Genomic DNA, 23,977 nt, shown 5'->3' with positions numbered 1-23,977 from the left:
TGCCCGAGGGCACGATTTACTGGGAGGAGTAAATGATGACCAAGACCCTGACTTTGGGTGCCGCTTTGGCGCTGATGGCCACGACGGCCAGCGCGCAGACGCCGATCTATGGCTCGTGGCCGCCGGCGTCCGATTACCTGAACACCGACACGCTGCCCGAGGCCTTCGCGATGATCTCGGAAGCGACCGGCGGCTCGCTGGAATGGGAGCTGATCGCCGGTGGCCAGCTGGCCGATGGCCGGGGCACGCTTGCGGCGGTGACCGACGACCTGATGCAGGGCGGCCTGCAGATCCCGGTCTACACGCCGGAAGCCATGCCGAACCTGACGCTGCTCTATTCCATCGTCGTGCCGGGGGATGACCCCATGGCCGCAGCCGCGGCGGCGGCCGAGACGATCTTCCTCAACTGCCCCGAATGCCTTGAGGAAGCGCGCGAGAACAACGTGCTGCCGCTGGGCGGCTTCGCCTCGGCCTCGTACCGGCTGATGTGCACCGAGCCGCCCGCCTCGCTGGCTGACAGGGCCGGCCGCCGCATCCGCGCGACGGGTGGTTACGGCGAGATGGCGACGCTGGGCGGCGGCACGCCGATGTCCGTGACCCTGACCGAGGCCGTGGGCCTGCTGCAGCGCGGGGGCCTCGATTGCCTGATGGCCACGCGCGAATGGCTGCAGACCTATGGCTACGGCGAATACGCGAAATACGTCACCGATCTGCCGCTGGGCAACGCCGCGCCGGCCGTGGGCTTCCTGATCAACCACGACCTGTTCACCGGCCTGTCGGCGGACGAGCAGGCGGCGCTGCTGCACGCCTCGGCCTTCATCACCGCCAAGCACACGATCGGCAACTACGTGCTGCGCGATCAGGAAAGCTTCGAGAACCAGCAAGAGGTCAACGGCGTCGAACTGGTCGAGCCGGCGGACGATCTGCGCGCCATGGTCGAAGGCTTTGCCGATCATGACCGCGCCCGCCTGATCGAGGTCGGCACCCGTCTGGGCGTCAGCGACCCCGAGGCGCTGATCGAGACCTATCTCGCCGCGGTCGATCGTTGGCGCCCGGTCTCGGCCGAACTGGGCACCGATATCGAAGCCTGGACCCAGCGCCTCTGGGACGAGGTCTTCGCGCAGGTCGATCCCTCGAGCCTGTAACGCGGAGCGCGCGGCGCGAAGGGTGGTGCCCGGTCCTCTGGGCCGGCCCCGCCCGACGCGCCGCCGTGATCCGGCGCGAACCGGGGGTCTTGCAAGCGACCCCCGGTTCCGATCCCTTGCCGCTGCTGCCAGCCTGAAACGATAGCCAGAGCCCGCCATGAAAGCCCTGCACCGCCTCGTCTCGCGCCTTGCCGACGCGCTCTTTGCGTTGTCCCTGATCGCGGGCGTCCTGATGATGGCGCATGTCACGCTGGACGTGGCCTCGCGCACCCTGTTCAACCACCCGCTGCCCGGCACCGGCGAGATCACCGCGAGCTACTACATGATCGCCGTGGCCTTCCTGCCGCTGGCCTGGGTCACCCTGCGCGACGAGCATGTCACCGCCGACATCTTCGTCAGCGCCCTGCCGCGCGCGGCGCGGTTCGTGATCGGCGTGCTGACCGACCTGCTGATCATCGCCTATGTCTCGGCCTTCGTCTGGCAGACTTGGCTGTCCGCGATGTCGCGTACCAGCCGCGGCGAGGTCTGGGAGATCCTTGGCGGCTTCCTGCCCGTCTGGCCGATGCGCTGGGTGCTGCCCGTCGCCGGCGCCGCGATGGTGCTGACGATGATCTTCCGGCTGCTGGCCCGGCTGACCAACACCAACCCGATCACCGGCGTCCCCGCGAACGAGAAGGCCTGACATGGATCCCCTAAGCTTCGGCCTGATCACCCTCGCCTGCATGCTGGCCCTGATCGCGCTGCGCGTGCCGATCGGCGTTGCGCTGGGCGTGGTGTCGATCCTCGGCCTCGCCTATGTGCGCAACTTCAACATCGCCTGGTCGATCCTGCGCGAAACCCCCTTTGCCTTTGCTGCCAGCTGGGATCTGACCGCGATCCCGATGTTCTTGCTGATGGGCGCGATTGCCAACCATTCCGGGATCTCCTCGGCGCTGTTTCGCGCTGCTCGGTTGTGGTTCAGCGCGCTGCCCGGCGGGCTGGCCGTCGCCGCGAATATGGCGTCGGTCGGCTTTGCCGCGGCCTGTGGCTCGTCGTTGGCCTCGTCCGCCGCGATGGGCCGGCTGGCCATCCCCGAGATGCTGCGCAACGGTTACGACAAGGCGCTGGCCACCGGCGTCGTTGCCTCGGCCGGGACGCTGGCCGCGCTGATCCCGCCGTCGATCATGCTGGTGCTCTATGGCGTGTTCGCCGAGGTCTCGATCTCGCGCCTTCTGATCGCCGGTATCGTGCCGGGGCTGCTGACCGCGGTGGCCTATGTCGCGCTGATCGTCATCCGCTGCAAACTGAACCCCGCGCTGGCGCCGAAGCTTGCGGACGAGGAACTGGCCACGCTGAAGGCCGACCGCATGGCGTCCCTGCGCGAGGTCTGGCCGGTCACGGTGCTGATCCTCGGGATCATCGGCGGGCTTTATGGCGGCATCGTCACCCCGACCGAAGCCGGTGCGACCGGCGCGGCGCTGGCCCTTCTGATCGCCATCCTGCAACGCCGGATCTCGGTCGCGACCTTCACCGAGGCTTTGCGCGAATCCATGTCGGGCACGGCGCAGATCTTCTTCGTCGGCATGGGGGCGGTGATGTACACGCGCCTGCTGGCCCTGACCGGTGTGTCGCAGATGCTGGCGGATATGGTCGGTGGCTATGCCGGTGATCCGCTGCTGGTGATCCTGGCGATCTCGGGGATCTTCCTGATCCTCGGGATGTTCCTCGATCCGCTGGGCATCATGCTGATCACCCTGCCGGTGTTCCTGCCGATGATGAAGGCGCTGGGGCTCGACCTGATCTGGTTCGGGATCATCGTGGTGAAATATGTCGAGATCGGCATGATCACCCCGCCCTTGGGGATGAACGTCTTCGTGGTGAAATCCGTGACGCCGCAGGTGCCGATCTGGACCATCTACCGCGGCGTGCTGTGGTTCCTTGCTGCCGAGGTGGTGGTGATGGCGCTGCTGATCGGTTTCCCGCAGATCACCCTGTTCCTGCCCGACCTCATGCGCTGAGGCCGGGCGAGGACCGCGGCGTCAGCGCCAGATCGGATTGCTCCACGCGCGCTTGCCGGCCGCGTCGATCACCGTCACCCGCAGCCAGGGCGACTTGGCGAAGCGTTCGAGCGGGATCTCGGCACGGGTCATCGAGTGCCCGTGCCGCGCGACGGCGGCCGAGCCCTGGCCCTGAACGATGACCGAGACGGCGGCGGAGGAGGCGACGCGGAGGGTCTCGCCCTCGATCTCGATCCCGTGGATCTGCGGTCCGGTCGAGGCATAGAAATGCCCGTCCTTCAGCGCCTGCAGCAGGGCCTCGGGGGTGTTCTCCTCGGCCTTCACCATGACCCAGCCGCCGAAATGGTCGGGCTCGGTGAAATGCGCGTCATCGGTGGCGATGGCGGTGAGGTGCCGGCCCTCGGACAGGAGCAGGTCCATCACCGACCAGCCATCGGCGCGATCGGCCCCGGTGGCGCAGCCGTGGTTGTAGATCTCGACCGCATGCGCGGCGTCGATCGAGCGGGCATCCGCCAGCGTCAGGCCGGACCATTGCGGATGGGCGATGGCGACGAAGGCGCCGGCCTCGCGCGCGCGGCGGGCCAGTTCGGGGCCGCTCTCCTGCCCCTCGACCGGGTGGAAGCCGGGGGCATGGGGTGGGGTGAAATCCTCGGGCAGGCCGACGGCGAGGACATGCCACAGCTCGCCATTCTGCATCGCGCCGGAATGCAACTCGGCCCCGAGGATGGTGGTGAAGGCATTGTCGCGGAAGGGTTTCGTGTCGATAATCGGATAGCCATAGGCACCGATGAAATGGTCGGTCAGGGCGATGAAATCATAGCCCTCGGCCTTGTAGCGGCGGCAAACTTCCTCGGGTTCCAGCGCGCCGTCCGAGCGGTTGGAATGGGTGTGCAGATTGCCGCGCCAAAAGCGGCCGGGGGCGGTGAAGGCATCATTCATGGGAAGGGTCCGGGCTTGCGTTTTCTGTCCCCTCGCAGGTTCATGTGACGCCTGAATGTCATCTTACGCTGCTAGGCGCGCCGCATGTCCGACCTTTCCCGCCTCCCGCATCTGCTGTCCCGCCAGGATTGGGCCGGTGCCGAAGCCCTGCTGCGCCGCGCGTTGATTGATCCCAAGGCGCCTGCGGCCTTGGCCTACAACCTAGCCAAGGTGCTGGAGTTGCAGGGGAAGGACGGGGTCGAATGGCTCCGGCGTTGTGTGGCGCAGGAGCCGCGGCATGCGGATGGCTGGTTCGAGCTGGGGCGGGCGTTGATGGTCACGGATTTCGCCGGGGCCGAGGCGGCTTTCGCGCATTCGGTGGCGTTGAAACCGGCGGCGGATGCCTGGCTGAACCTCGCACGGTTGCGGCTGCGGTTGGGGGATTGGGCGGGCTGCGGCGCGGCGCTGGCGCAATTGCCCCAGACGGCCGAGACTCGGGCGATGGCCTATCGTGTGGCCTGCGAGACGGGTTCTGACACCTCGGCCCAACGGGCGGATCTGCTATCCCGTGCTTCCGAGCGACCCGAGGCCTTGAAGGCGCTGACCCGGACGGCAAAAGGGCATCTGCCCCTCCGACTGCCTCAGGCGCGATAGCGTTTGCGGTAGACGCCGGGCTCGGCCTGCAGGGCTTCCTGCACCGCGCGGCTCTCGTCGATATCGGCCTCGCTCATCGCCTCGACCGTCAGGCCGGGCTGCGCGCGCGGAACGGGGATCACCTGCGCGACGGGGGTGCCCTTCGGCAAGACGCCCCGGAAGCCGGGATCGGTCCAGAGCGCCGGGAAATGCACATAGCCATGGGTGAACTTGTCGCCGCTGACGACACCCGAGAGGGTCTGGAACGGCAGATCGGCGCGGTTCAGCGGATGGGTGAAGAGCAGGTCCCAGCCCTCGGGCGCCTCGAGCGTCCAGTAGTTGGTGAACTTGATCGCCACTTGCCCGTCCAGCGGCAGGGGCGCGCCCTTGGCCTGCTCGGGCACATGCAGACCCAAGGGCGCGCGGGTGATCGGCGCATCCGGGATCGCGGGAAACTCCCAGTCCCAGCTGAGGCCGTCCTCGTCACGGATCAGGTCGCAGGGCAGGGGGATGATCACCCCCAGAGCCAGCGCGTCGATGAAGGGCGGGCAATGCTTCAGCGTCCGCACCATCGCCCCGCCGAGGCTGGGACTCTCGACCTCAGCAGGCATCTCGCGCAGCCAGCCCGGCAGGGCCCGCCCCGCCGGCACGGGCGGCGGCAGCAGGTCCTTCAGCGCGGGATGGCAGCGGGCCGTGATCACAGGGCGCGTTCCTTTCGTTGCAACAGGGCATGGCCCAAGGCGAAGGCGACGGTCAACAGGATGATCACCGTGCCGACCGCGTTGATCACCGGCGGGTGGCCGTTGGGATTGCGGGCCATGGCGCCGATCTCGGTCGCGAAGGTGCAGGCACTGCCCTTGGCGAACATGGTCGTGTTGTAATTCTCCATCGAAGCCAGGAAGGCGATGACGCCCGAGGAGAACAAAGCCGGGGCCAGAAACGGCAGGGTGATCCGCCGGAAGGTCCGCCAGGGCGAGGCGCCGAGGTCAAGCGCGGCTTCCTCCATCTCGATCGGCTGGCGTTGCAGGCGGGCCATGAGGATCAGCATCGGGTAGCCGGCGACGAAGGTCACCTGCGCCATGACGATGGTAAACAGGCCCCCCGGCACGCCGACCCGGCCCCAGAAGACCAGCGTGGACAGGCCCAGCACGATCCCCGGCGCCAGCATCGGCGAAAGCAGCACCCACCACAGCACCGAGTTGAAGCGCGATTGCCAGCGGGTCAGCATCACCGCACCCGCGAGCCCCAGAGCCAGCGAGAGCGGCACCACCATCCCCGCGACGGAGAGGGAATTGCCGAAGCACATGAGGAACCGGTCACGGTCCAGCGCGCGCAGCACAGGATCGGCGCGGAGTTGCTCGACCGGCATCCAGAAGAACTCGTACCACTTGGTGGTGAAGCCCTGCCAATCGGTGACGCTGGGTGGCGAGGTGTCGTTGAACGAGGCCAGGATCATCAGCACCAGCGGCGCGAACATGAAGACGAGGAAGGCCCAGGTATAGGCGGTCAGAAGGCGCTGGGAGGTCATCGGGCTCTCGCGAAATCCTTGAGGCGGGTGCGCATCAGCGCCATGAACAGGGCCACGATCAGGACGCAGACCAAGGTGTAGGCGAAGGAATAGGCCGCGCCGACATTCGAGTTCTCGGATTCGAAGAACTTGTTGTAGATCGTCTGGCTGAACCATTCGGCCTGCAGGCCCCGGCTGATGATCCGCGGCACCGAGAAGGCACCGGCGGCCAGCATGAAGGTGGCGATGCAGCCGACCGCGATGCCGGGCTTTGCATGCGGGATGACCACGCGCCAATGCATCCGCCAGGGGCTGGCACCGAGGTCGCGCGCGGCTTCCAGCTGGTTGCGGTCCAGCGTGGACATGGTGTTCAGCATCGGGAAGACCATGAACAGCACATAGGTATAGGCGATCACCAGAAAGACCGTGCCGGGCATGCGGGTGAAGCGCACGGGCTCGTCGATCAGGCCTGTGGCCATCAGCGCCGAGTTGATCAGGCCGCGATTGTCGAGGATCGTCGTCCAGGCATAGATCCGCATCAGCTCGACGATGGCGTAGGGGATCACGAGGCCCAGCACCAGCCAGACGACCTGCGCGGGCGGAGTGGCCAGCGCGACCTTGTAGGCGACCGGATAGCAGATCGCCAAGGCGAGCATCGTCACCATCACCGCGAAGACCAGCGTCCGGGCGAGGTTCGCAAGACCCAGCCGCAGGTGGACCGTGTCGTCCTGCACAAAGCGCAGGCCGACCAGCGTTTGCAGCTGGCTCAGCAGGCTGGCGTCATCGGCAGCGCGCATGCTGTCGGACATCGGGATCGCGCGGGCGGCGGTCAGGGCGCGGAAGTTGTCCAGCGTAAAGGCGGGGGCATTGGCTTCGAGCGCTTGCAGCCGGGCTTGCAGGTCGATCGCAAGGTCGTAGAGCGCGCCGGCCTGATCGATCTGCGCCTCCAGCGGGGCGGTGTCGTCGACGCTTAGAAGGGGCAGGTCGTAGACCTCGTCGAGCCACGCGACCTCGCCGTCGCTGCGCACCAGCCGGGTATGGGTCGTGGCGCGGTCGCATTGCAGGATGTAGGGCCGCACGGCGCTGCGCGCGCCGCCGCTGTTCATCGATGGGATTGCCATGCCGCCCGCACTGGGCGAGGGGGCGGGCGCCGTGTTGGGCGAGGGGATGGCGATGGAGGGGATCGCCAGACCGCCGCTGGGGGCGGGGGCCGTGTCGCTGGCGCGGTTGGTTTCCAGCACCGACCGGCAGGTCGAGGCGTCGAAGCGCAGGGTCGCGGCAATCGAGCTGTCCAAGGCGCGCGACGGCGGGGTCAGGGCACGCTCGGCCATGGTGACCTGCGGCAGGATGATCAGCACCAGCCCCCAGGCCACGACCAGCGTGGCAAACAGCGCGGTCAGCGGCAGGCCGAAGCTGCGAAGCAGGTCCCTCATGCTGCCTGTTCCCGCCCGGTCTTGGCCAGCTTGCCCACCGGCAGCACCGAAGCGGCCGAGGGTTCGAACCCGACCGTGGTCTCGCCGGCGATGGGCTGCGGGCCGGTGTTGACGCGCTGGGCCAGCAGCGGCTGACCATTGGCCATGGCCTGCAGGTGGTAGGTGACGAAAGCCCCCTCCATGTCGCGGCGTTGCAGACGGGCGGGGAAGCGGTTCACGCAATGCGGATCGGGGGTGATCTGCAGGCGTTCGGGGCGGATGAACAGCAGGCAGGCCTCGCCCACACCCATGGCTTGTGGGTTTTCGGCGCTGAACGAGCCGAGGGCGGTCTCGATCTGCACCAGCCCGCCATCGACGGCGCGGATCGTGCCGGGGATCGCGTTGACCTCACCGACAAAGGTCGCGGCGAAGGCGGTCTTGGGGTTGGAATAGATCTCGTCGCCGGTGCCGACCTGCTCGATGCGGCCCTCGTTCATCACCGCGACGCGGTCCGACATGGTCAGCGCCTCGGATTGATCATGGGTGATGTAGAGGAAGGTCACGCCGGTCTTCTTCTGGATCGACCGCAATTCCTCGCGCATGTGCTGGCGCAGCTTCAGGTCCAGCGCGGATAGCGGTTCGTCCAGCAGCAAGACCGCCGGCTCCACCGCCAGCGCGCGGGCAATGGCGACCCGCTGGCGTTGGCCACCGGACAATTCACCGGGTTTCTTGCTGCCTTGGTCGCCCAAGGCCACGAGGTCCAGCAACTCATCCGCGCGGTTCAGGCGCTCCCGCTTCCCCACGCCGCGCGCCTCCAATCCGAAGGCCACGTTCTCGCGCACGCTCATCAGCGGGAACAGCGCGAGGTTCTGGAAGATCAGCGCCGTCGGCCGCGCATTCGGGGCCTTGCTCCCCATATCCTGCCCGCCGATCAGAACCTTGCCGGCGCTGGGCTGCACGAAGCCCGAGACGGTGCGCAGGATCGTCGTCTTGCCGCAGCCCGAGGGCCCGAGGATGGAGAAGAACTCGCCCGCACGGATCGTCAAGTCGGTCGGGTGAACGGCGGTGAAGCCGTTGGGATAGGTGACGGTCAGCCCGTCGAGCGTGACTTCATTGCCCTGCATGGGACCTCGGGGAATGCGGGAAAGGGGCGCGATGGCGGCGCACCCCTGTCATGGTGAGAGAGGGGGACGCCCCCGGCACCGGGCCGGAAGCGTCCGATCGCCGGGTCAGGCGTTGGTGATGATCTCGACCATCTCGTCGCGGATCGGCGCGAAGAAGGGCGTGTCGGCCTGCCACCACCACATGTTGTTCAGCACGTCCGCGGTGTAGACCTCGTTGAACTGACGGCGGAACTCGTCCGAGGCGAAGTCGGCGGCACCCGCGACGGCCGAGTTGTAGCCGGTGTTGTTGGCGAACATGCCGCCGATTTCCGGTTGCAGCAGGAAGTTCATCAGGGCGATGGCCTGCTCGCGGTTCTCGGCCTGCTTCAGCATGCCGAAGCTGTCGAGCCAGGTGATAATGCCTTCCTTCGGCGCGCGGTAGACATAGTCGGCATTGTCGCGGTTCAGCAGCAGGCCGGTGGTGTCCCAGGTCTGACCGATGATGCAGCCGCCTTCCGAGAAGGCCGAGGTGGCTTCGGTGGCGTTGTTCCAGAAGGCGCCGAAATGCTCCTTGCGGGCGACCATCCACTCGACGATGGCCCCCCAGACGCGGCGGGCGTCGTCTTCGGTGCGGTAAACATCCATCATGCGATTCGACGGCACTTCGCCGATCGAGTCGAGGTAGAGGCCGACGCCCATGATCGCCGATTTCTGGCGGAAGGCGGCTTTGCCGATGGTCTCGTCACGGAACAGATCGCCATAGGACAGGTCGGCATCGGCGATCGGCAGCGCGCCACGGTTCAGGGTGATGCCCTCGGTGCCCCAGTCGAAGGGCAGGACGATCTGCTGGCCGTTATGCATGCCGCCCAGACCGGCCGAGTCACGCAGGAAGGACGGGATCACGTTGCCCGAGTTCACCTCGGCGGGGACTTCGGCGAAATAGCTCTCGCCGTTCTCGTCGATGTAGTTCGGGACGTTGGTGATCGACGGGAAGACGATGTCGAAGCCACGACCGCCAGCCGAACGGATGGTCGATTCCGCCTCGTCGTTCGAGCCGAAGGTGGTCAGGTCCAGCGTGATGCCGGTCTCGGCTTCGAAACGCTCGGCGATATTGGGCTGGATGTAGTCCTGCCAGGCCAAGACCTTGACGGTGCCCGAAGTGGCCAGCGCATCGGTGGCGCGCAGGATCATCGGCGCGGCCAGCGCGGCCGAGGACAGTTTCAGAAGCGAACGGCGGGAAAAGGACATGGGAAACCTCTGTTGGCGAAAACCCCGCTCCGGGGGCGTCGTGATCGCGCTAACGAGGCCGCATGACACTTGAGTGCCGAGTTGATGAAACTTCGGTAACAGCCCTTGATCGCAGGGCCTTGTGCGCCTGTGCGTGAGGACACGCGACTTTGTGTCCCGCTGTCATGGCAGAGTCACCATTCACCCTTAGGCAGAGCGGATTCCGTGCTCTGAGGTCCCGCCATGTCCATTTCCCTGCGCAACCTGACCAAGTCCTTCGCCGGCAAGCCCGCCGTCGACGGGGTCAGCGCCGAGATCGAACGCGGCGAGTTCTTCGCCATCGTGGGGGCCTCGGGCTGCGGCAAGTCGACGATCCTGCGGCTGATCGCGGGATTGGAGGAGCTGGACGCGGGCGAGATCGCCTTGGGCGGGGTTCCGGCGGCGGGCGCGGGTCTGCATCAACCTCCCGAGGAACGGCGCACGGGCTTCGTCTTCCAGTCCTATGCCCTCTGGCCCCATCTGAGCGTGCGCGGCAATGTCGCCTTCCCGGCCGAGACCGCCGGCCATTCCCGCGCCGAGGCCGCGCGCCGGGCCGATGCGCATCTCGACACCGTGGCGCTGGGCGATTTCGCCGAGCGCAAGCCGGCCGAGCTGTCCGGCGGGCAGCGGCAGCGGGTGGCCTTGGCGCGCTGCCTCGCGCAGGAGGCCGAGACGATCCTGATGGACGAACCCCTCGCCAACCTCGACCCGCATCTGCGCGAGGTGATGGAGGAGGAACTGCTGGGTTTCCACCGCGCCACCGGGGCGACAACGGTCTACATCACCCATGACCAACGCGAGGCGATGGCCGTCGCCGACCGCATGGCGGTGATGAGCGCCGGGCGCTTCCTGCAGGTCGGCACCCCGGCCGAGATCTACGAGCGCCCGGCCTCGGCCGAGGTCGCGCGCTTCATCGGGCAGGGCGTGGTGCAGCCGGTGACAATTCAGGGCGGGGTCGCGCGGCTGGCCGGGCGGCGGGTGGCCTTGCGCGGGATGGAGGCGGCCTCGGGTCCGCGCGAGGCACTGTTCCGCCCCGCCGATCTGGTGCCGGGGGCCGAGGGGCTGGAGGAATGCCACGCGGGCCGCGTCACCGCCGCTTTGTATCGGGGCGGGCATTGGGAGGCGAAGGTCGCGGTCGAGGGTCTTGTCGATCCCTTCACGCTGCATCTGAACCGCCCGGTCCGGGCGGGTGAGGGCCTGTCGCTGGCCGTGCGCGGCGGGTGGTTGCTGCCGGGCTGACGCCTTCCCTTGGCGCGGGCGACCAGCCCGGGCCGCGCCCGACCCGCCCCCAGGGCGGGCGCTTTGCAACGTCGCGGAAAGATCAGCCGCCGGAGGTTCGTGGGGCGATAAAGCACCAAGCTTTCATCGTGCCAAACGCCCACCCTCGGGTCGGGCGCGGCCCTCCGTTCTTAGATCCTCCACGGCACGACACCGCGCGGCAGATGCCGCCCGAAGCGGTCCAGCAGCACCATCAACGCCACCGTTGCCAGCACCGTCACTGCCGCCATCGCCGCCGCGAGGGTCGTGTAGCCACCGTATTCGTAATTGTAGATCACGGTGCCGATGGTCTCGGTCCCCGTCGACCAGAGCAGGGCCGAGACGGTGACCTCGTTATACGCCGTCAGGAACACCAAGATCGCGCCCGATCCGGCGGCGGGGGCCACGAGCGGCAGGAAGATCCGCCGCGTCCGCCGTCCCCAGCCCGCCCCCGAGACCCGGGCGGCCTCGTCCAAGGCCGGGTCCAACTGCAATGCCGCCGCAGCGACGGGTTTCAGCGCGACGGCGAAGAAGGCGCAGAGATAGGCCAGCACGATGATCGCCAACGTGTTGTAAAGCGACAGTCCGAGGATCGGCAGCGGGCGCAGGAAGGTCAGGATGAAGGCGATCGAGATGACGAGGCCGGGGATGGCATAGGTCGTCTCCGCGAGCCCCGCGATCCCGGTCGCAAAGCGCCGCGCGCCCCGCTTGGGGCCGGTGAGGAAACGCGCGACCAGAAGGCCCGCGCCGGCCAGCATCAAGGCGGCGATCCCGGCGGCGAGGGTCGAGTTGAGGAAGGCCCGCGCGGTCACCGATTGCTCGAAGAGCACGGCGCGGAAATTGTCCAGCGTCAGGGTCTGCAGACTGAGCCCCACGCCATAGGTCGGCACCAAGGCCGTGCCGAACAACGCGGCCATCGGCAGGGCCAAAGTCACCGCGACCATCAGCACCAGCGCGCCCTCGGCCAAGGGCCGGGCGCGGCCCAGCCGCAGGTGCAAGGGCGCCTGTGCCGGGCCGATCAGTGCGGCGCGGTTGCGCGACGAGAGGCCCATCTGCACCGCCACCACCGCCACGGCAATCAGCGCCATCAGTGCCGAAAGGACCGCGACATCGGCCAGCATCGAGGGGCCGAAGCTGGAGAGCCGCTGCCAGATCAGTACGGGCAGGGTGATGTAACGCCCCGGAATGCCCAAGAGCGCCGGGATGCCGAAATTCCCCAATGCCGAGACGAAGGCCAGCGTCAGCGCGGCCAGAAGGCTGGGGATCAGCAGCGGCAGGATGATCTTCAGAAGCAGGCGCAGCGGGCCGGCACCGGCCATCCGCGCGGCCTCGGCCATCTCGCGCGGGAGCGAGCGCAGGGCGGCCAGCACGACGAGGAACACCAAAGGCATATGCTGCACCGCGAGCAGCGCGATCACCCCGCCCCGCCCGTAAAGCGGATGCGGCGAGCCGGGGGCGGGCGCGAGGCCCAACATCCCCAGCAAAGGCGAGGACGGGCCCATGGCCTGCGTCCAGGCGATGGCCGTCACATGCGGCGGGATCATCATCGGGATCAGCGTGAGGAAGGTGAAGACCGCCTTGCCGCGCAAATCGGTCAGCCCCACCAGCAGCGCCACCAACGTGCCCGCGAGTAGCGACAACAGCGCCGAGGCCCCGGCGCTCTCCAAGGAATGCCACAGGGCGCGGGGGACGGAGCGGCTGTCCAGCGCGGTGAGGATCGGCGCCAGTGAGGGGTGGCCCTCGGCCAGCAGGCCCATGCGCAAAAGCAGGACCAGCGGCACCACCATCAGCACCAGCGCGAAAAGGAAAAGCGCGGCGAGGGTCAGGCCCTCGCCGCCTTTGAGGCGAAACCGCATGCGTCTTGGCTCAGCCGCCGAAGATCTCGGTGAAGTGCAGACGGTCGGCATCGGCATTCTCCAGCGCGGCGGCCGGGTCGAAGTCCAGAAGCTGGATCTGGTCACGCGCCGGGAAGCCCGCGGGCGGGGTCACCGTTTCCAGCGCCGGCAGATAGCCCATGTCGGCGGCCAGCTGTTGACCGGCTTCCGAGATCAGGAAGTCGACGAAGGCCTGCGCGGCGGGGACGTTCTGCGCGTTCGACAGGATCGCCACCGGCTCGGTCACCGCCGAGACGCCCTCGGTCGGGAAGACGAAGCCAACGGGCGCGCCGTTCGGGATCTCGCGGATCGGCAGGAAGTCGACGACCATGCCGTACATCTGCTCGCCGCCGGCGACGGCGCGGTAGACGCCGCCATTGCCGCCCTGCGGGTTGGTGCCCTGATCGGCGAGGCCTTCGTAATAGGCCCAGCCGAGGTCCTCATGGCCGGTCAGCGCGATCATGTGGATCGTCGCGGCGCCCGAGGTCAGCGGCGAGGGCATGGCGATCTGGCCCTGCGCCTCGGGGCGCAGCAGGTCCGACCAGCTCTCGGGCACGAAGGGGGCGTTGGTGTTGTAGATGATGCCGGTGGTGATCAGCTTGGTCGAGAAGTAGTGATGCTCGGGGTCCATCAGCGCCGGGTCATAGGCCGAAGTATCCGCACCCGGATAGGCCATCAGGCGGCCCTGAGCCTCAAGGCCCTCCATGGTCACCGTGTCGGCGATGAGCAGCACATCGGCCTGCGGGGCGCCGGCGGCGAATTCGGCTTCCAGACGGGCCATGACCTGCGTGGTCCCGTCGCGGATCCAGGTGACCTCGACATTGGGATAGGCGGCGGTGAAGGCGTCGACGGTGCGCTGCGCATCCTCGTTGGGCTGCGAGGTGTACAGCGTCAGCGGGCCCGAAATCTCGGTGTTCTGGGCAAGCGCGGCCCCGGCAAGCGGAAGGGTGGCAAGCGCGGCGATGATGGCGTGTTTCATGAATCCCCCGGGGAATTGCCGAGTCGAAGGCTCGGATTATGGATGGCCCCGCTTAGCCCCGGGATGTGACAGGCTGGTGACCCTGTTTCGGCGCTCTGCACGGCAAGAAGATTGACAAGGCAAGTAATTTCGTTAACAAGACAACTAATGGTGCGCCGGGAGGGGTGCGCCACCGGACGAAGGGGGGAGCGGTATGGACGAGCCAAAGGGAAGGGCCACGCGTGTACTGGTCGTGGGTGCGGGGCCGGTCGGGCTGGTGCTGGCGATGAGCCTCGCGCAGCGCGGCATCGCGGTCACCGTGGTCGAGACGCGGTCCGAGGCCGAGCCGCCCAATGTCAAATGCAACCATGTCTCGGCCCGCTCGATGGAGATCTTGCGGCGTCTGGGCGTGGCGCAGGCGGTGCGCGAGGCGGGTCTGCCGCCGGATTACCCGCATTCGATCTCGTACCGTACGACGACGGTGGGCCCTGAGCTCACCCGCATCGAGATCCCCAGCCGCAGCCGCCGGTTCACCGATCTGGACGGCCCGGACGGCAATTGGCCGACGCCCGAGCCGCCGCACCGGATCAACCAGATCTATCTGGAACCGATCCTCTTCGCCCATGCCAAGGCGATGCCGGGGATCGAGATCCTGAACCGCACCGAGATGGTGGATTTCACCCAGACGCCTGAGGGCGTCACCGCCCACCTCCGCGCGCTGGACAGCGGGGATGAGACCCGGATCCGGGCCGAGTTCCTGATCGGCTGCGACGGCGGGCGCTCGGGCGTGCGCAAGGCCATCGGCGCAAAGTTCGAGGGCGATGCGGTGGTGCAGCGGGTGCAATCGACGCTGATCCGCGCGCCGCAGCTGATTGATCTGATGCAGGTCGAACCCGCCTGGGCGATGTTTTCGCTCAACCCGCGCCGGCAGGGAAATATCTATGCCATCGACGGGCGCGAGCTTTGGCTGATCCACAATTACCTGCGCCCCGACGAGCCGGATTTCTACAGCGTCGACCGGGATGCTTCGATCCGCGCGATCCTCGGGGTGGGGGCGGATTTCGCCTATGAGGTGGTCAGCAACGAGGATTGGTTCGGCCGCCGTCTGGTCGCCGACCGCTTCCGCAAGGGGCGCGTGTTCCTCTGTGGCGATGCCGCGCATATCTGGGTGCCCTATGCGGGCTACGGGATGAATGCGGGGATTGCGGATGCCGAGAACCTCGGCTGGATCCTTGCCGCCTATCTGCAGGGCTGGGGCGATGTAGCGATCCTCGACGCGCATGAGGCCGAGCGCCATCCGATCACCGAACAGGTCAGCCGCTTCGCCATGCGCCACGCCGAGGCGATGGCGAAACAGCGCGGCTCGGTGCCTGCGGGGATCGAGGACGACACCCCCGAAGGCGCCGCTGCGCGGGCCGAGATGGGCGCGCAGGCCTATGCGCTGAACGTGCAGCAATACGCCGCCGCCGGGCTGAACTTCGGCTATTACTACGACCGAAGCCCGATCATCGAGGGGGATGCCGAGACCCCGCCGCCCTATGCAATGGGCAGTTTCACCGCCTCGACCGTGCCGGGCTGCCGCCTGCCGCATCTGGTGACGCCCGAGGGCGGCTCGCTCTATGACGGGCTGGGCGCGGGGTACACGCTGATCCGCTGCGACCCCTCGGTCGATGTCGCACCGCTGATGGCGGCGGCACAGGCACAGGGCCTGCCGCTGGTGCTGCTGGAGGCGGATTGGATCACGGATCCGGCCTATCGCCATGCGCTGGTGCTGGCGCGGCCTGATCTGCATGTCGCCTGGCGCGGCGATGCGCTGCCTGCCGATCCCGCCGCGCTGGTCGCCAAACTGCGCGGCGCGGCGCCCCGTCTGGTAAAGGGAGAGGCGGCATGATGGACCGCGACCGCATCGCCGCCCTGCGCGCGGCCCCGGTGCCGCCGGCGCAGCATCTGATCGACGGGCAATCGGTCCCGGCCTCGGATGGCGGGCGGATGGACGTGCATTCGCCGCTCGACGGGCAGGTCTTCACCAGCCTCGCGCGGGGCACTGCGCAGGATGCCGAGGATGCCACCGCCGCCGCCCGCCGCGCCTTCGAGGACGGGCGCTGGTCCGGCCTCGCGCCCGCCGAGCGCAAGCGCATCCTCTTCCGCTGGGCCGCGCTGATCGAGGCGAACGCGCTGGAGCTGGCCGTCTTGGGTGTGCGCGACAATGGTACCGAGATCGCCATGGCCCTGCCCGCCGAGCCGCTTTCCGCCGCGCAGACCATCCGCTTCTATGCCGAGGCCGTGGACAAGATCATGGGCGAGATCGCCCCCACCCCGCCCGGCACCCTGGGCCTGATCCACCGTGAGCCGGTGGGCGTCGTCGGCGCCATCGTGCCCTGGAACTTCCCGCTGATGATCGGCGCCTGGAAGCTGGGGCCGGCCTTGGCGGCTGGCTGTTCGGTGGTGCTGAAACCCGCCGAGACGGCCTCGCTGGCGCTGCTGCGGCTGGCCGAACTGGCGCAGGAAGCGGGCCTGCCGCCGGGTGTGTTGAACGTGGTGACGGGCGAGGGGGCGACGGTCGGGCAGGCCATCGCGCTGTCGATGGACGTCGATGTTCTGGTCTTCACCGGCTCGGGCGCGACGGGGCGGAAACTCATGGAGGCCTCGGCCCGGTCGAACTTCAAGCGGGTCTATCTGGAGCTGGGCGGCAAATCTCCGAACGTGGTCTTCACCGATGCGCCGGACCTTGACGAGGCTGCGCGCGTCTCAGCCTTCGGGATTTTCCGAAATTCGGGGCAGGTCTGCGTCGCGGGCTCGCGCCTGCTGGTGGAACGCCGCATCCATGCGGAATTTGTCGAGAAGGTCGCCAAGGCCGCACAGGCGTTGACGCTGGGCGATCCGCTGGACCCTGCGACCGGCGCGGGGGCGATCAATTCGGAACGCCAGCTCGCCCAGAATCTCGCCTTCGTCGAGGAGGCGCGGCAGGCCGGCCGTACCGTGATCGGCGGCCAGCGCATCCGCAGCGACACCGGCGGCTGGTTCATGGAACCGACGCTGATCACCGACGCCCGCCCCGAGGACCGCGTGGTGCGCGAGGAGGTCTTCGGCCCGGTGCTGGCGATCCTGCCCTTCGACACCGAAGACGAGGCCGTCCGGCTGGCCAATGACAGCGACTATGGCCTCGCCTCGGCGGTCTGGACGGCAGATCTGTCGCGCGCGCATCGCATGGTGCGGCGGCTCCGGGCGGGGGTGGTGCATGTCAACACCTATGGCGGCGCCGACATCACCGTGCCCTTGGGCGGGGTCAAGCAATCGGGCAACGGGCATGACCGCTCGCTGCATGCGCTGGACAAGTATCTCGACCTGAAGACCGCGTGGATCAAGCTGTGAGGGCGCGGTCTCAGCCGGGCTCGTTCAGCTTGGCGAGCTTCTTCAGCAGCTCCAGCAGCCGGAGGTAATTGTCATGCCCGAAATCGTCGGCGATCTTCTCGTGGATGGTGGTGGATTCGACGATCAAGCGGTCCATCATCGTCTGCCCGAAGACGGTCAGCGCGACATAGCTGATCCGTGAATCCGTCTCATGCGGGCTGCGTTCGACGATATCGCGCTGCTCCAGCGTCTTCACGATCCGCGAGATGCTGGTCTTGTGGATGCAGGATTGATCGGCGATCTGCACCGAGTTCAACCGGCCGAAATCATGCAGGATCCTGAGCACGCGCCATTGCTGCTCGGAGAGGTCCTCGCGCTGCAGCATCTTGCGGAACCGCGATACCACGGCCTCGCGCCCGCGGGTGCAGGCGACGGCAAGCGAACGGTCGACGTATTTGAGATCCTTCAGCAGGGGCGTCTTGCCTTCTGGCCATTCAGGGTTGTGCATCGGGTCCTCTCGATGATGGTCTGTTGTGGCGAATATCCGGACGTCGGGCAAGGGGGGCGCAGCCGGGCGTCACGTGGGCGGGTGCAGCAATTTGCCGGGATTGAGCCGCCCCTCGGGGTCGAAGGCCGCCTTCAGGCGCTGCAGCATCGCGTATTCGACAGGGCTCTTTTGGCGCGCGACCCGGTCACGGAACAGGGCGCCCACGCCATGCTCGGCGACGATGGAGCCGCCGAGGCGCCAGATCAGCGCGTCGACGGTCTCGTAGACCGCGTGTTGCGTGTCCTCCCCTGTGCCGGCGGGCAGGAAGCAGCTGAAATGCAGATTGCCGTCGCCGACATGGCCGACGGCATAGCACAGCCCCTGCGGCGCGAGGCTGCGGACCGTGTCTTCGGCCTGCGCGAGAAAGCCTGCCATGTGGTCGATGGGCAGCGAGACATCCCATTTCAGCATGACCTGTCCGGGGAAATACTGATGCGGGATCATCTGCTCGCGGATCTCCCAGAGGTTCCGCGCCTGGGCCTCGGAACTGGCAAGGACGGCGTCGGTCAGCAGCCCGGCCTCGAAGCCCGCCTCGAAAAGCTCGCCCAGCAGATCCTCGACCGCCTCACGGCCGGAGAAGCGGACGAGGACATACCAGTCGGAGGATGCCTCCAGCGGGCGCCGAAGGTCGGGATAGCGTGCCAGCGCCTTCTCGACGCCGATGCCGGGCATCAGCTCGAAGGCCGACAGATGGGTGCCGCCGATCTGCCGCGCCTGTCCGAAGAAGTCCATGAGGCCGGAGAGATCCGCCAACGCCGCCATCATCGTGCGGCTCTCGGGCTCGGCGGGATGCAGGCGGAAGATCAGCCTGGTGATCACGCCCAGAGTCCCCTCGGAGCCGATGAACATCTGCTTCAGGTCATAGCCGGAATTGTCCTTCACGAGGCTGCGCATCCCGTCCCAGACCGTGCCATCGGCCAGCACCACCTCCATGCCCCTGACCTGCTCGCGCGTGGTGCCATAGCGCACGACATTGAGCCCGCCGCCATTCGTCGCCACCGCGCCCCCGAGGCTGGCCGTGCCGCGCGCGCCCCAGTCCGGCGAGAGGATGAAGCCCGCCGCAAGCGCCGCCTCCTGCGCGACCTCAAGGATGCAGCCCGCCTCGGCCGTCAGGGTCGCGGCCTCGGGGTTGATCTCCAGCACGCGGTTCATCCGGGCGAGGGACAGAAGGACCGTCGGACGGGCCTCGGTCGGCAGGGCCATGCGGCAGAGATTGGTGTTCCCGCCCTGCGGCACCACGGCGATCTGATGCTGGGCGCAAAACCGCATCAAGGCGGCGACCTGATCCGTCGATTCGGGTCGCGCCAGCAGCAGCGCCGGCAGGCCGAGGCCGTGGATGTCGCGCAGCGCGGGGTTGTCTTCGCTGGCCTCGGCCCAACCGCGCGGGCCAAGGAGGGCTTTCAACTCATCGCGGATCGCTGCGTCCAACATGCTAAAATTCCTGATCTTTCTTCAACGAGGGCTGCGGTGTGCGTGGCCGGGGAGGGAAATCGTCCCGCAAGATAGTTGACAAGTTGACGATTAACATATCTACCAAATATGCTTTAAGCAAGCACGGGAGGACAGAATGAAGATTACACCGATCCTGACCGCGGCAGCGCTTTCGCTGCTGGCGTTCCAGACCCCGGCGCAAGCCGAACTGCGTAATATCACCATCGGCACCAACCCCTCGGGGTCGACGTTCTATTCCATCGGCTCTGCCTTCGCGCGGCTGTTCCAGGAGGAGCTGGGCATCCGTTCGACGGCGCAACCCTTCGCGGGCTCGTCGATCTACCTGCCGTCGATTGACGTGGGCGACATCACGCTCGGCCTGTCCTCGACGGTTGATGCAGGTCTCGCCTACACCGGCTCGGCCGGCTACCCGCAGGAGATCAACGGCCTGCGCACGCTGGCCGCCGTCTGGCGCATTCCCTATGCCTTCATCGTCCGCGCCGACAGCGGCATTGTCACCGCCGACGACCTGCGCGGCCGCCGGATCATGGGCGACATGCCGACCTCGCAGGCGCTGACGCAGATCAACGCGGCCATCGTGCAATCGGGCGGGTTGGAGCTGTCGGATGTCGACTTCATGCGCAGCGGCGGTCTGATGGACGGCATCAACGCCATTGTCGAGGGCCGCGCCGATGCTGCTCCGGTGGCGACGTCGATGCCGGTGCTGGCCGAGACCCAGGCCTCCATCCCCGGCGGTCTGCGCATCGTCGCCAATGGCAGCGCGGCTGAGGAGGGCTTTTTTGCCAGCCGCGTGCCCGGTGTCGGCATGATGACCGCGCAGCCGAACGAGCGGACCCCCTTCGTCATGGGTGAGACCCCGATCACCGTCTACGACACGCTTCTGGTGGCCGATGACAGCCTGTCGGACGACGACGCATATCAGCTGACCCGGACCCTGTACGAGCATTGGGCCGACCTGCAGCAGGATGTGGGCCCGCTGCGCTCGGTCCCGCAGGCCGAGCTGGCGCTGCCGGCGCCCTCGGTGCCGTACCATCCGGGCGCGATCCGCTTCTATCAGGAAGTCGGCTTGTGGACCGAGGCGCATGAAGCAGCGCAAGCTCGTTTCTGATCCGGCGTAGAGCCGAGGCAGATCACCCGAAACCCCTCGCGGTCCTCAGGGATCGCGAGGGGTGGCAGATCCACCAAAGGGAGGACGCGCCCGTGCGCGCTTTGGTCAATACGACGCTTGCGGCCTTGCTGGTCGCGGTTCCGCTTCTCGGCATTCTCTGGGCACTGAACGTCCCGCAGATGCTGGGCGTAAGGCTGGTCACCCAGCAGATCGTCGCCGTGGTGCTGGGGCTTTCCACCGCCGCCGCCCTTCTGGGCTATCCCTATGGCAAACGCGCGGGTGCGCTGGACTATGCGCTGGCGCTGATCGCCGCCGGGTCCTGGCTCTGGTATGCGTGGAATTTCGAGACCTGGATGGTCTCGATGGCCTTCCGCACCCCGGACATGTGGATCCCCGGCATCTTCGCGCTGGTCCTGCTGGTCGAGGCCCTGCGCAAGACCATGGGTCTGGTGATCGCCGGCCTCGTCTGGCTGGTCGCGCTTTATGGTTTCGTCGGCGACTGGATCCCCGGCATCCTGCAAGCCGCCGTCTTCGCGCCGACGCGAACGGTGCTGTACCTCTATGCCGACAGTAACGGCGTGCCCGGCATGGTGATCACCGTGATCGTCACGCTGGTGCTGCCCTTCATGGTCTTCGGCAAGGTCATGGAGATCGTCGGCGGTATGGCCTTCTTCAACAACCTCGCTTTGGCCATGGTCGGTCATCGCCGGGGCGGGCCGGCCAAGGTGTCGATCGTTGCCTCGGGCTTCTTCGGCATGCTCTCGGGTTCGACCGTCGCGAACATCATGTCCACGGGCGTCTTCACCATCCCCTTGATGGTCAAGTCCGGCATGAAGCGCGTGCAGGCCGCTGCCATCGAGGCCGTCGCCTCGAACGGCGGGCAGATCGCGCCGCCGATCATGGGCACCACGGCCTTCATCATGGCCGAGTTCCTGCAGGTCCCTTACACCGAGATCATGGTCGCGGCCTCGATCCCGGCGCTGTTCTACTTCCTCATCCTGTTCCTCAAAGTCGATGCGATGGCGCAGCGCAACAAGGTGCGCGGGCTCGACCGGTCCGAGATGCCGAACCTTCTGGACACGCTGAAGGGCGGTTGGGAGATGCTGATCTCCATCGGCCTGCTGCTGTACCTGCTGTTCTCCTCGGGGCTGCAGCCGGGCATGTGCGCGCTGATCGCCTCGGCGCTGATGCTGGTGATCTGGGTGGTGAAGTCGCGCTTCCGCATCGATCTGGCCGAGTTCGGCCGGGCGCTGCTGTCGCTGGGCCGCGAGTTTGTGCCGCTGGCGCTGATCGGCGGCGCGGCGGGGGTGATCATCGGGTTGATGAACTCGACCGGCTTCGCCTTCCAACTCTCGCTGGCGCTGACGCATCTGGCCTCGGCCTACGGGCTCTTCGCGCTGCTGCTGCTCGCCGCGCTGGTCGCCATCGTGCTGGGCATGGGCATGCCCACCGCCGCCGTCTACATCGTGCTGGTCACGGTGGTCGCGCCGACGGTGATCGATTTCGGTGTGACGCCGATCTCGGCGCATATGTTCCTGCTGTACTTCGGCCTGATGAGCATGGTCACGCCGCCCATCGCCATCGGCAGCATCGTCGCTGCGCGGGTGGCGGGGGCGAATATGTGGCAGACGGGGTTCCTCAGCATGCGGATCGGCATCGCGGCATACTGCCTGCCGTTCCTGTGGGTCTACAACCCGGCGCTGTTGCTGAAGGGCACCCCCCTGCAGATCGCCATTGTCGTCGCGACGGTTCTGTCGGCCTCGTTCCTGCTGAAACAGTCGATGTTGGAGAGCCCTCTGGCGGGCCTGCCGAACCGCGCTTTTGCGGTGCTGATGACGGCGGCGGCCTTCCTCGCGCTGGCCTCGACCGCGCTCTTCGGGCCGGAGGCGCCGCTTGCCGTGCTGATCGCCATCGCCGGTTTCGCGCTGGCGGGTCTGTGCGGTTGGATGCGCGGCAAATCCCTTGAAATACTGGCGGAAAACCATTCCTGACGGGGTGGTTCTCATTGCGCTCAAGTAGTAAACATGTCAACTTGTTCTGGCAAAGCAGAACACCCGAATCAGGAGGAACCGGACATGAGCTTCACGTCCAGGGCGGCCGATTATGTCGATTGGAAACGCGGGCAGATCAGCCGCGAGATCTATGTCAGCGAGGAGGTTTACCGGCAGGAGCTGGAGACGCTGTTCACCCGCGCCTGGCTGTTCGTCGGCCATGAATCGCAGATCCCCAATCCGGGCGATTTCTTCACCTCGCGGATGGGCGAGGAATCGGTGATCCTCGTGCGGGACAAGGCGGGCGAGATCCATGTCTTCCTGAATTCCTGCCGCCACCGGGGCATGAAGGTCTGCCGCTACGAGAGCGGGAACACCTCGCTGTTCACCTGCCCCTATCACTCCTGGACCTACACCACCGACGGGCGCATCCGGGGCATCCCGCTCTACAAGGCGCTCTACGAGGGGAACCTCGACCGCGATGACTGGTCGCTGATCGAGGTCGCCAAGCTGCACAATTACAAGGGCACGATCTGGGCCACATGGGACCCGCAAGCCCCTGATTTCCTGACCTATCTTGGCGATGCCAAGTTGCATCTCGATCAGGCGCTCGATTGCCGCGACGGCCGGCCCGGCGGCTCGGAAGTGATCGGCGTGCACAAATGGATCTTCCCGGCCAACTGGAAATTCGCCGCCGAGAACTTCCTTGGCGACACCTATCACAACCCCAGCCACCGCTCGGTCGACATGATCGGCATCGGCCCCTCGGCGCTGCAGGGCGTGAAGGGCCGGCGCGATAACGAGATGGAGGAGGCGCAGCATATCTGGTGCAGCTTCCCCGCCGGTCACGGCGTGCATTCGGCGATCCAGCCCGAGGGCTATGAATTCGTCGATACCTTCAAGAACGACCCCGAGATCGGCCAGTATTTCCGCCATTGCCATGAGGAGCGCAAACGCCGGCTGGGCGAGAACGCGCGCTTTCTGCCCTTCGTCGGCACTCTGTTCCCCAACACCAGCTACCATGGCCGCCAGCCGCGCAGCCTGTGTTCCTGGCATCCGCATTCCGCCAACGAGACCGAGGGCTGGCGCTTCTTCCTCGTCGACGCCGACGCGCCGACCAAGGTAAAAGACTTCCTGCGCGAATATTACATGCGCTACTCGGGTCCCGCCGGGATGACCGAGCAGGACGATCTGGAGAACTGGCTCTACGCCACCCGCGCCTCGACCGGCACCATCGCCCGGCGGCACAATTTCAACTACGCGCAGTCGATGGGGGCGAGCAGCCTGAACCCGGTGGTCAATGGCATCGAGGTGAAGGGCGATGTCTCGCTGCAGGTGACCGAACACATGGCGGTCGGCTTCTACCGCCGCTGGGCGCAATATCTGGACCGCGAGCCCTGGGATGTGCTGCTTGGTGCCGGTGACGAGCGGTTCCACGCGCAGGCGGCGGAGTAAGCC

At 67.1% G+C, this 23,977-nt stretch carries 20 protein-coding genes; 10 read left to right on the top strand and 10 right to left on the bottom strand.

The features are described 5' to 3' along the window. The first annotated feature begins 35 nt into the window (after positions 1–35). From BCY78_RS08700 to BCY78_RS08690, 3 genes are all read left to right on the top strand, one after another. Positions 36–1,145 carry a hypothetical protein gene (locus BCY78_RS08700; RefSeq protein WP_068300422.1) on the top strand — a complete coding sequence of 370 codons (1,110 nt, stop codon included), beginning with the start codon at positions 36–38 and terminating at the stop codon, positions 1,143–1,145. Between the two features lie 157 nt (positions 1,146–1,302). Further along, positions 1,303–1,827, top strand: a complete 525-nt coding sequence (locus tag BCY78_RS08695; RefSeq protein WP_083194916.1) for a TRAP transporter small permease — start codon at positions 1,303–1,305, stop codon at positions 1,825–1,827. Position 1,828: 1 nt separating this feature from the next. Further along, positions 1,829–3,142: a TRAP transporter large permease gene (locus tag BCY78_RS08690; RefSeq protein ID WP_068300420.1), complete on the top strand. Its 1,314-nt coding sequence runs from the start codon at positions 1,829–1,831 to the stop codon at positions 3,140–3,142. A 21-nt stretch (positions 3,143–3,163) separates the two neighbouring features. Here the strand turns inward: BCY78_RS08690 and BCY78_RS08685 are convergent, their stop codons facing one another. After that, positions 3,164–4,081, bottom strand: coding sequence for a CehA/McbA family metallohydrolase (locus BCY78_RS08685; protein WP_068300419.1), 918 nt, complete (start codon positions 4,079–4,081; stop codon positions 3,164–3,166). Positions 4,082–4,165: 84 nt separating this feature from the next. On the opposite strand from BCY78_RS08685, the gene BCY78_RS08680 reads away from it, so the two are divergent. Further along, positions 4,166–4,714 (top strand): hypothetical protein, encoded by a 549-nt coding sequence (locus BCY78_RS08680; RefSeq protein WP_068300418.1) that lies wholly within the window; start codon positions 4,166–4,168, stop codon positions 4,712–4,714. Here the strand turns inward: BCY78_RS08680 and BCY78_RS08675 are convergent. From BCY78_RS08675 to BCY78_RS08655, 5 genes are all read right to left on the bottom strand, one after another. Then, positions 4,702–5,394, bottom strand: coding sequence for a hypothetical protein (locus tag BCY78_RS08675; RefSeq protein ID WP_068300417.1), 693 nt, complete (start codon positions 5,392–5,394; stop codon positions 4,702–4,704). The two genes, BCY78_RS08680 and BCY78_RS08675, sit on opposite strands and share 13 nt — an antisense overlap. Continuing rightward, positions 5,391–6,221 carry an ABC transporter permease gene (locus BCY78_RS08670; protein WP_068300415.1) on the bottom strand — a complete coding sequence of 277 codons (831 nt, stop codon included), beginning with the start codon at positions 6,219–6,221 and terminating at the stop codon, positions 5,391–5,393. The genes BCY78_RS08675 and BCY78_RS08670 overlap by 4 nt, the downstream gene beginning before the upstream one ends. Then, on the bottom strand, positions 6,218–7,633 hold the full coding sequence (locus BCY78_RS08665; RefSeq protein WP_068300414.1) for an ABC transporter permease subunit: 1,416 nt from the start codon (positions 7,631–7,633) through the stop codon (positions 6,218–6,220). Before BCY78_RS08665 ends, BCY78_RS08670 begins: the two co-directional genes overlap by 4 nt. Continuing rightward, a complete protein-coding gene (locus tag BCY78_RS08660; protein WP_068300412.1) occupies positions 7,630–8,736 on the bottom strand; it encodes an ABC transporter ATP-binding protein in 1,107 nt (368 codons plus the stop codon). Before BCY78_RS08660 ends, BCY78_RS08665 begins: the two co-directional genes overlap by 4 nt. Before the next feature lie 105 nt (positions 8,737–8,841). Beyond that, complete coding sequence (locus BCY78_RS08655; RefSeq protein ID WP_068300408.1) at positions 8,842–9,963, bottom strand: extracellular solute-binding protein; 1,122 nt, start codon at positions 9,961–9,963, stop codon at positions 8,842–8,844. A gap of 222 nt (positions 9,964–10,185) precedes the next feature. On the opposite strand from BCY78_RS08655, the gene BCY78_RS08650 reads away from it, so the two are divergent. Next, positions 10,186–11,220 (top strand): ABC transporter ATP-binding protein, encoded by a 1,035-nt coding sequence (locus tag BCY78_RS08650; protein WP_068300407.1) that lies wholly within the window; start codon positions 10,186–10,188, stop codon positions 11,218–11,220. A 170-nt stretch (positions 11,221–11,390) separates the two neighbouring features. Here the strand turns inward: BCY78_RS08650 and BCY78_RS08645 are convergent, their stop codons facing one another. Both BCY78_RS08645 and BCY78_RS08640 read right to left on the bottom strand, forming a co-directional pair. Beyond that, complete coding sequence (locus tag BCY78_RS08645; RefSeq protein ID WP_068300406.1) at positions 11,391–13,094, bottom strand: iron ABC transporter permease; 1,704 nt, start codon at positions 13,092–13,094, stop codon at positions 11,391–11,393. A 10-nt stretch (positions 13,095–13,104) separates the two neighbouring features. Beyond that, on the bottom strand, positions 13,105–14,091 hold the full coding sequence (locus BCY78_RS08640; RefSeq protein WP_068300404.1) for an ABC transporter substrate-binding protein: 987 nt from the start codon (positions 14,089–14,091) through the stop codon (positions 13,105–13,107). A gap of 193 nt (positions 14,092–14,284) precedes the next feature. Here BCY78_RS08640 and BCY78_RS08635 point away from each other — a divergent pair, with 193 nt between their 5' ends. Next, the gene (locus BCY78_RS08635) at positions 14,285–15,961 is read left to right on the top strand and encodes an FAD-dependent oxidoreductase (protein WP_068300402.1); all 1,677 of its coding nucleotides are present in this window, start codon (positions 14,285–14,287) and stop codon (positions 15,959–15,961) included. After that, on the top strand, positions 15,961–17,442 hold the full coding sequence (locus tag BCY78_RS08630) for an aldehyde dehydrogenase (protein WP_083194929.1): 1,482 nt from the start codon (positions 15,961–15,963) through the stop codon (positions 17,440–17,442). The genes BCY78_RS08635 and BCY78_RS08630 overlap by 1 nt, the downstream gene beginning before the upstream one ends. A 10-nt stretch (positions 17,443–17,452) precedes the next feature. Here BCY78_RS08630 and BCY78_RS08625 read toward each other — a convergent pair whose 3' ends face one another. Further along, positions 17,453–17,929 (bottom strand): MarR family transcriptional regulator, encoded by a 477-nt coding sequence (locus tag BCY78_RS08625; protein WP_068300399.1) that lies wholly within the window; start codon positions 17,927–17,929, stop codon positions 17,453–17,455. A gap of 69 nt (positions 17,930–17,998) precedes the next feature. Beyond that, the gene (locus BCY78_RS08620) at positions 17,999–19,399 is read right to left on the bottom strand and encodes an FAD-binding oxidoreductase (RefSeq protein WP_068300397.1); all 1,401 of its coding nucleotides are present in this window, start codon (positions 19,397–19,399) and stop codon (positions 17,999–18,001) included. 136 nt (positions 19,400–19,535) lie between these two features. Here BCY78_RS08620 and BCY78_RS08615 point away from each other — a divergent pair, with 136 nt between their 5' ends. The 3 genes from BCY78_RS08615 (at position 19,536) to BCY78_RS08605 (ending at position 23,974) form a co-directional block, all read left to right on the top strand. Continuing rightward, a complete protein-coding gene (locus tag BCY78_RS08615; RefSeq protein WP_083194915.1) occupies positions 19,536–20,528 on the top strand; it encodes a TAXI family TRAP transporter solute-binding subunit in 993 nt (330 codons plus the stop codon). A gap of 92 nt (positions 20,529–20,620) precedes the next feature. After that, positions 20,621–22,519 (top strand): TRAP transporter fused permease subunit, encoded by a 1,899-nt coding sequence (locus BCY78_RS08610; RefSeq protein WP_083194914.1) that lies wholly within the window; start codon positions 20,621–20,623, stop codon positions 22,517–22,519. 84 nt (positions 22,520–22,603) lie between these two features. After that, positions 22,604–23,974: a Rieske 2Fe-2S domain-containing protein gene (locus BCY78_RS08605; RefSeq protein ID WP_068300395.1), complete on the top strand. Its 1,371-nt coding sequence runs from the start codon at positions 22,604–22,606 to the stop codon at positions 23,972–23,974. Positions 23,975–23,977 lie beyond the last annotated feature (3 nt).

The sequence above is a fragment of the Pararhodobacter sp. CCB-MM2 genome (assembly GCF_001691415.1).
Classification (GTDB): Bacteria; Pseudomonadota; Alphaproteobacteria; order Rhodobacterales; family Rhodobacteraceae; genus Pararhodobacter.
This window is presented reverse-complemented; position numbering and strand designations above follow the sequence as displayed.

Excerpts from the sequence above, each read along its gene's own strand:
- BCY78_RS08700 (WP_068300422.1), top strand. The coding sequence starts at position 36 with ATGACCAAGACCCTGACTTTGGGTGCCGCTTTGGCGCTGATGGCCACG.
- BCY78_RS08695 (WP_083194916.1), top strand. The coding sequence starts at position 1,303 with ATGAAAGCCCTGCACCGCCTCGTCTCGCGCCTTGCCGACGCGCTCTTT.
- BCY78_RS08690 (WP_068300420.1), top strand. The coding sequence starts at position 1,829 with ATGGATCCCCTAAGCTTCGGCCTGATCACCCTCGCCTGCATGCTGGCC.
- BCY78_RS08685 (WP_068300419.1), bottom strand. The coding sequence starts at position 4,081 with ATGAATGATGCCTTCACCGCCCCCGGCCGCTTTTGGCGCGGCAATCTG.
- BCY78_RS08680 (WP_068300418.1), top strand. The coding sequence starts at position 4,166 with ATGTCCGACCTTTCCCGCCTCCCGCATCTGCTGTCCCGCCAGGATTGG.
- BCY78_RS08670 (WP_068300415.1), bottom strand. The coding sequence starts at position 6,221 with ATGACCTCCCAGCGCCTTCTGACCGCCTATACCTGGGCCTTCCTCGTC.
- BCY78_RS08665 (WP_068300414.1), bottom strand. The coding sequence starts at position 7,633 with ATGAGGGACCTGCTTCGCAGCTTCGGCCTGCCGCTGACCGCGCTGTTT.
- BCY78_RS08660 (WP_068300412.1), bottom strand. The coding sequence starts at position 8,736 with ATGCAGGGCAATGAAGTCACGCTCGACGGGCTGACCGTCACCTATCCC.
- BCY78_RS08655 (WP_068300408.1), bottom strand. The coding sequence starts at position 9,963 with ATGTCCTTTTCCCGCCGTTCGCTTCTGAAACTGTCCTCGGCCGCGCTG.
- BCY78_RS08650 (WP_068300407.1), top strand. The coding sequence starts at position 10,186 with ATGTCCATTTCCCTGCGCAACCTGACCAAGTCCTTCGCCGGCAAGCCC.
- BCY78_RS08645 (WP_068300406.1), bottom strand. The coding sequence starts at position 13,094 with ATGCGGTTTCGCCTCAAAGGCGGCGAGGGCCTGACCCTCGCCGCGCTT.
- BCY78_RS08640 (WP_068300404.1), bottom strand. The coding sequence starts at position 14,091 with ATGAAACACGCCATCATCGCCGCGCTTGCCACCCTTCCGCTTGCCGGG.
- BCY78_RS08635 (WP_068300402.1), top strand. The coding sequence starts at position 14,285 with ATGGACGAGCCAAAGGGAAGGGCCACGCGTGTACTGGTCGTGGGTGCG.
- BCY78_RS08630 (WP_083194929.1), top strand. The coding sequence starts at position 15,961 with ATGGACCGCGACCGCATCGCCGCCCTGCGCGCGGCCCCGGTGCCGCCG.
- BCY78_RS08625 (WP_068300399.1), bottom strand. The coding sequence starts at position 17,929 with ATGCACAACCCTGAATGGCCAGAAGGCAAGACGCCCCTGCTGAAGGAT.
- BCY78_RS08620 (WP_068300397.1), bottom strand. The coding sequence starts at position 19,399 with ATGTTGGACGCAGCGATCCGCGATGAGTTGAAAGCCCTCCTTGGCCCG.
- BCY78_RS08615 (WP_083194915.1), top strand. The coding sequence starts at position 19,536 with ATGAAGATTACACCGATCCTGACCGCGGCAGCGCTTTCGCTGCTGGCG.
- BCY78_RS08605 (WP_068300395.1), top strand. The coding sequence starts at position 22,604 with ATGAGCTTCACGTCCAGGGCGGCCGATTATGTCGATTGGAAACGCGGG.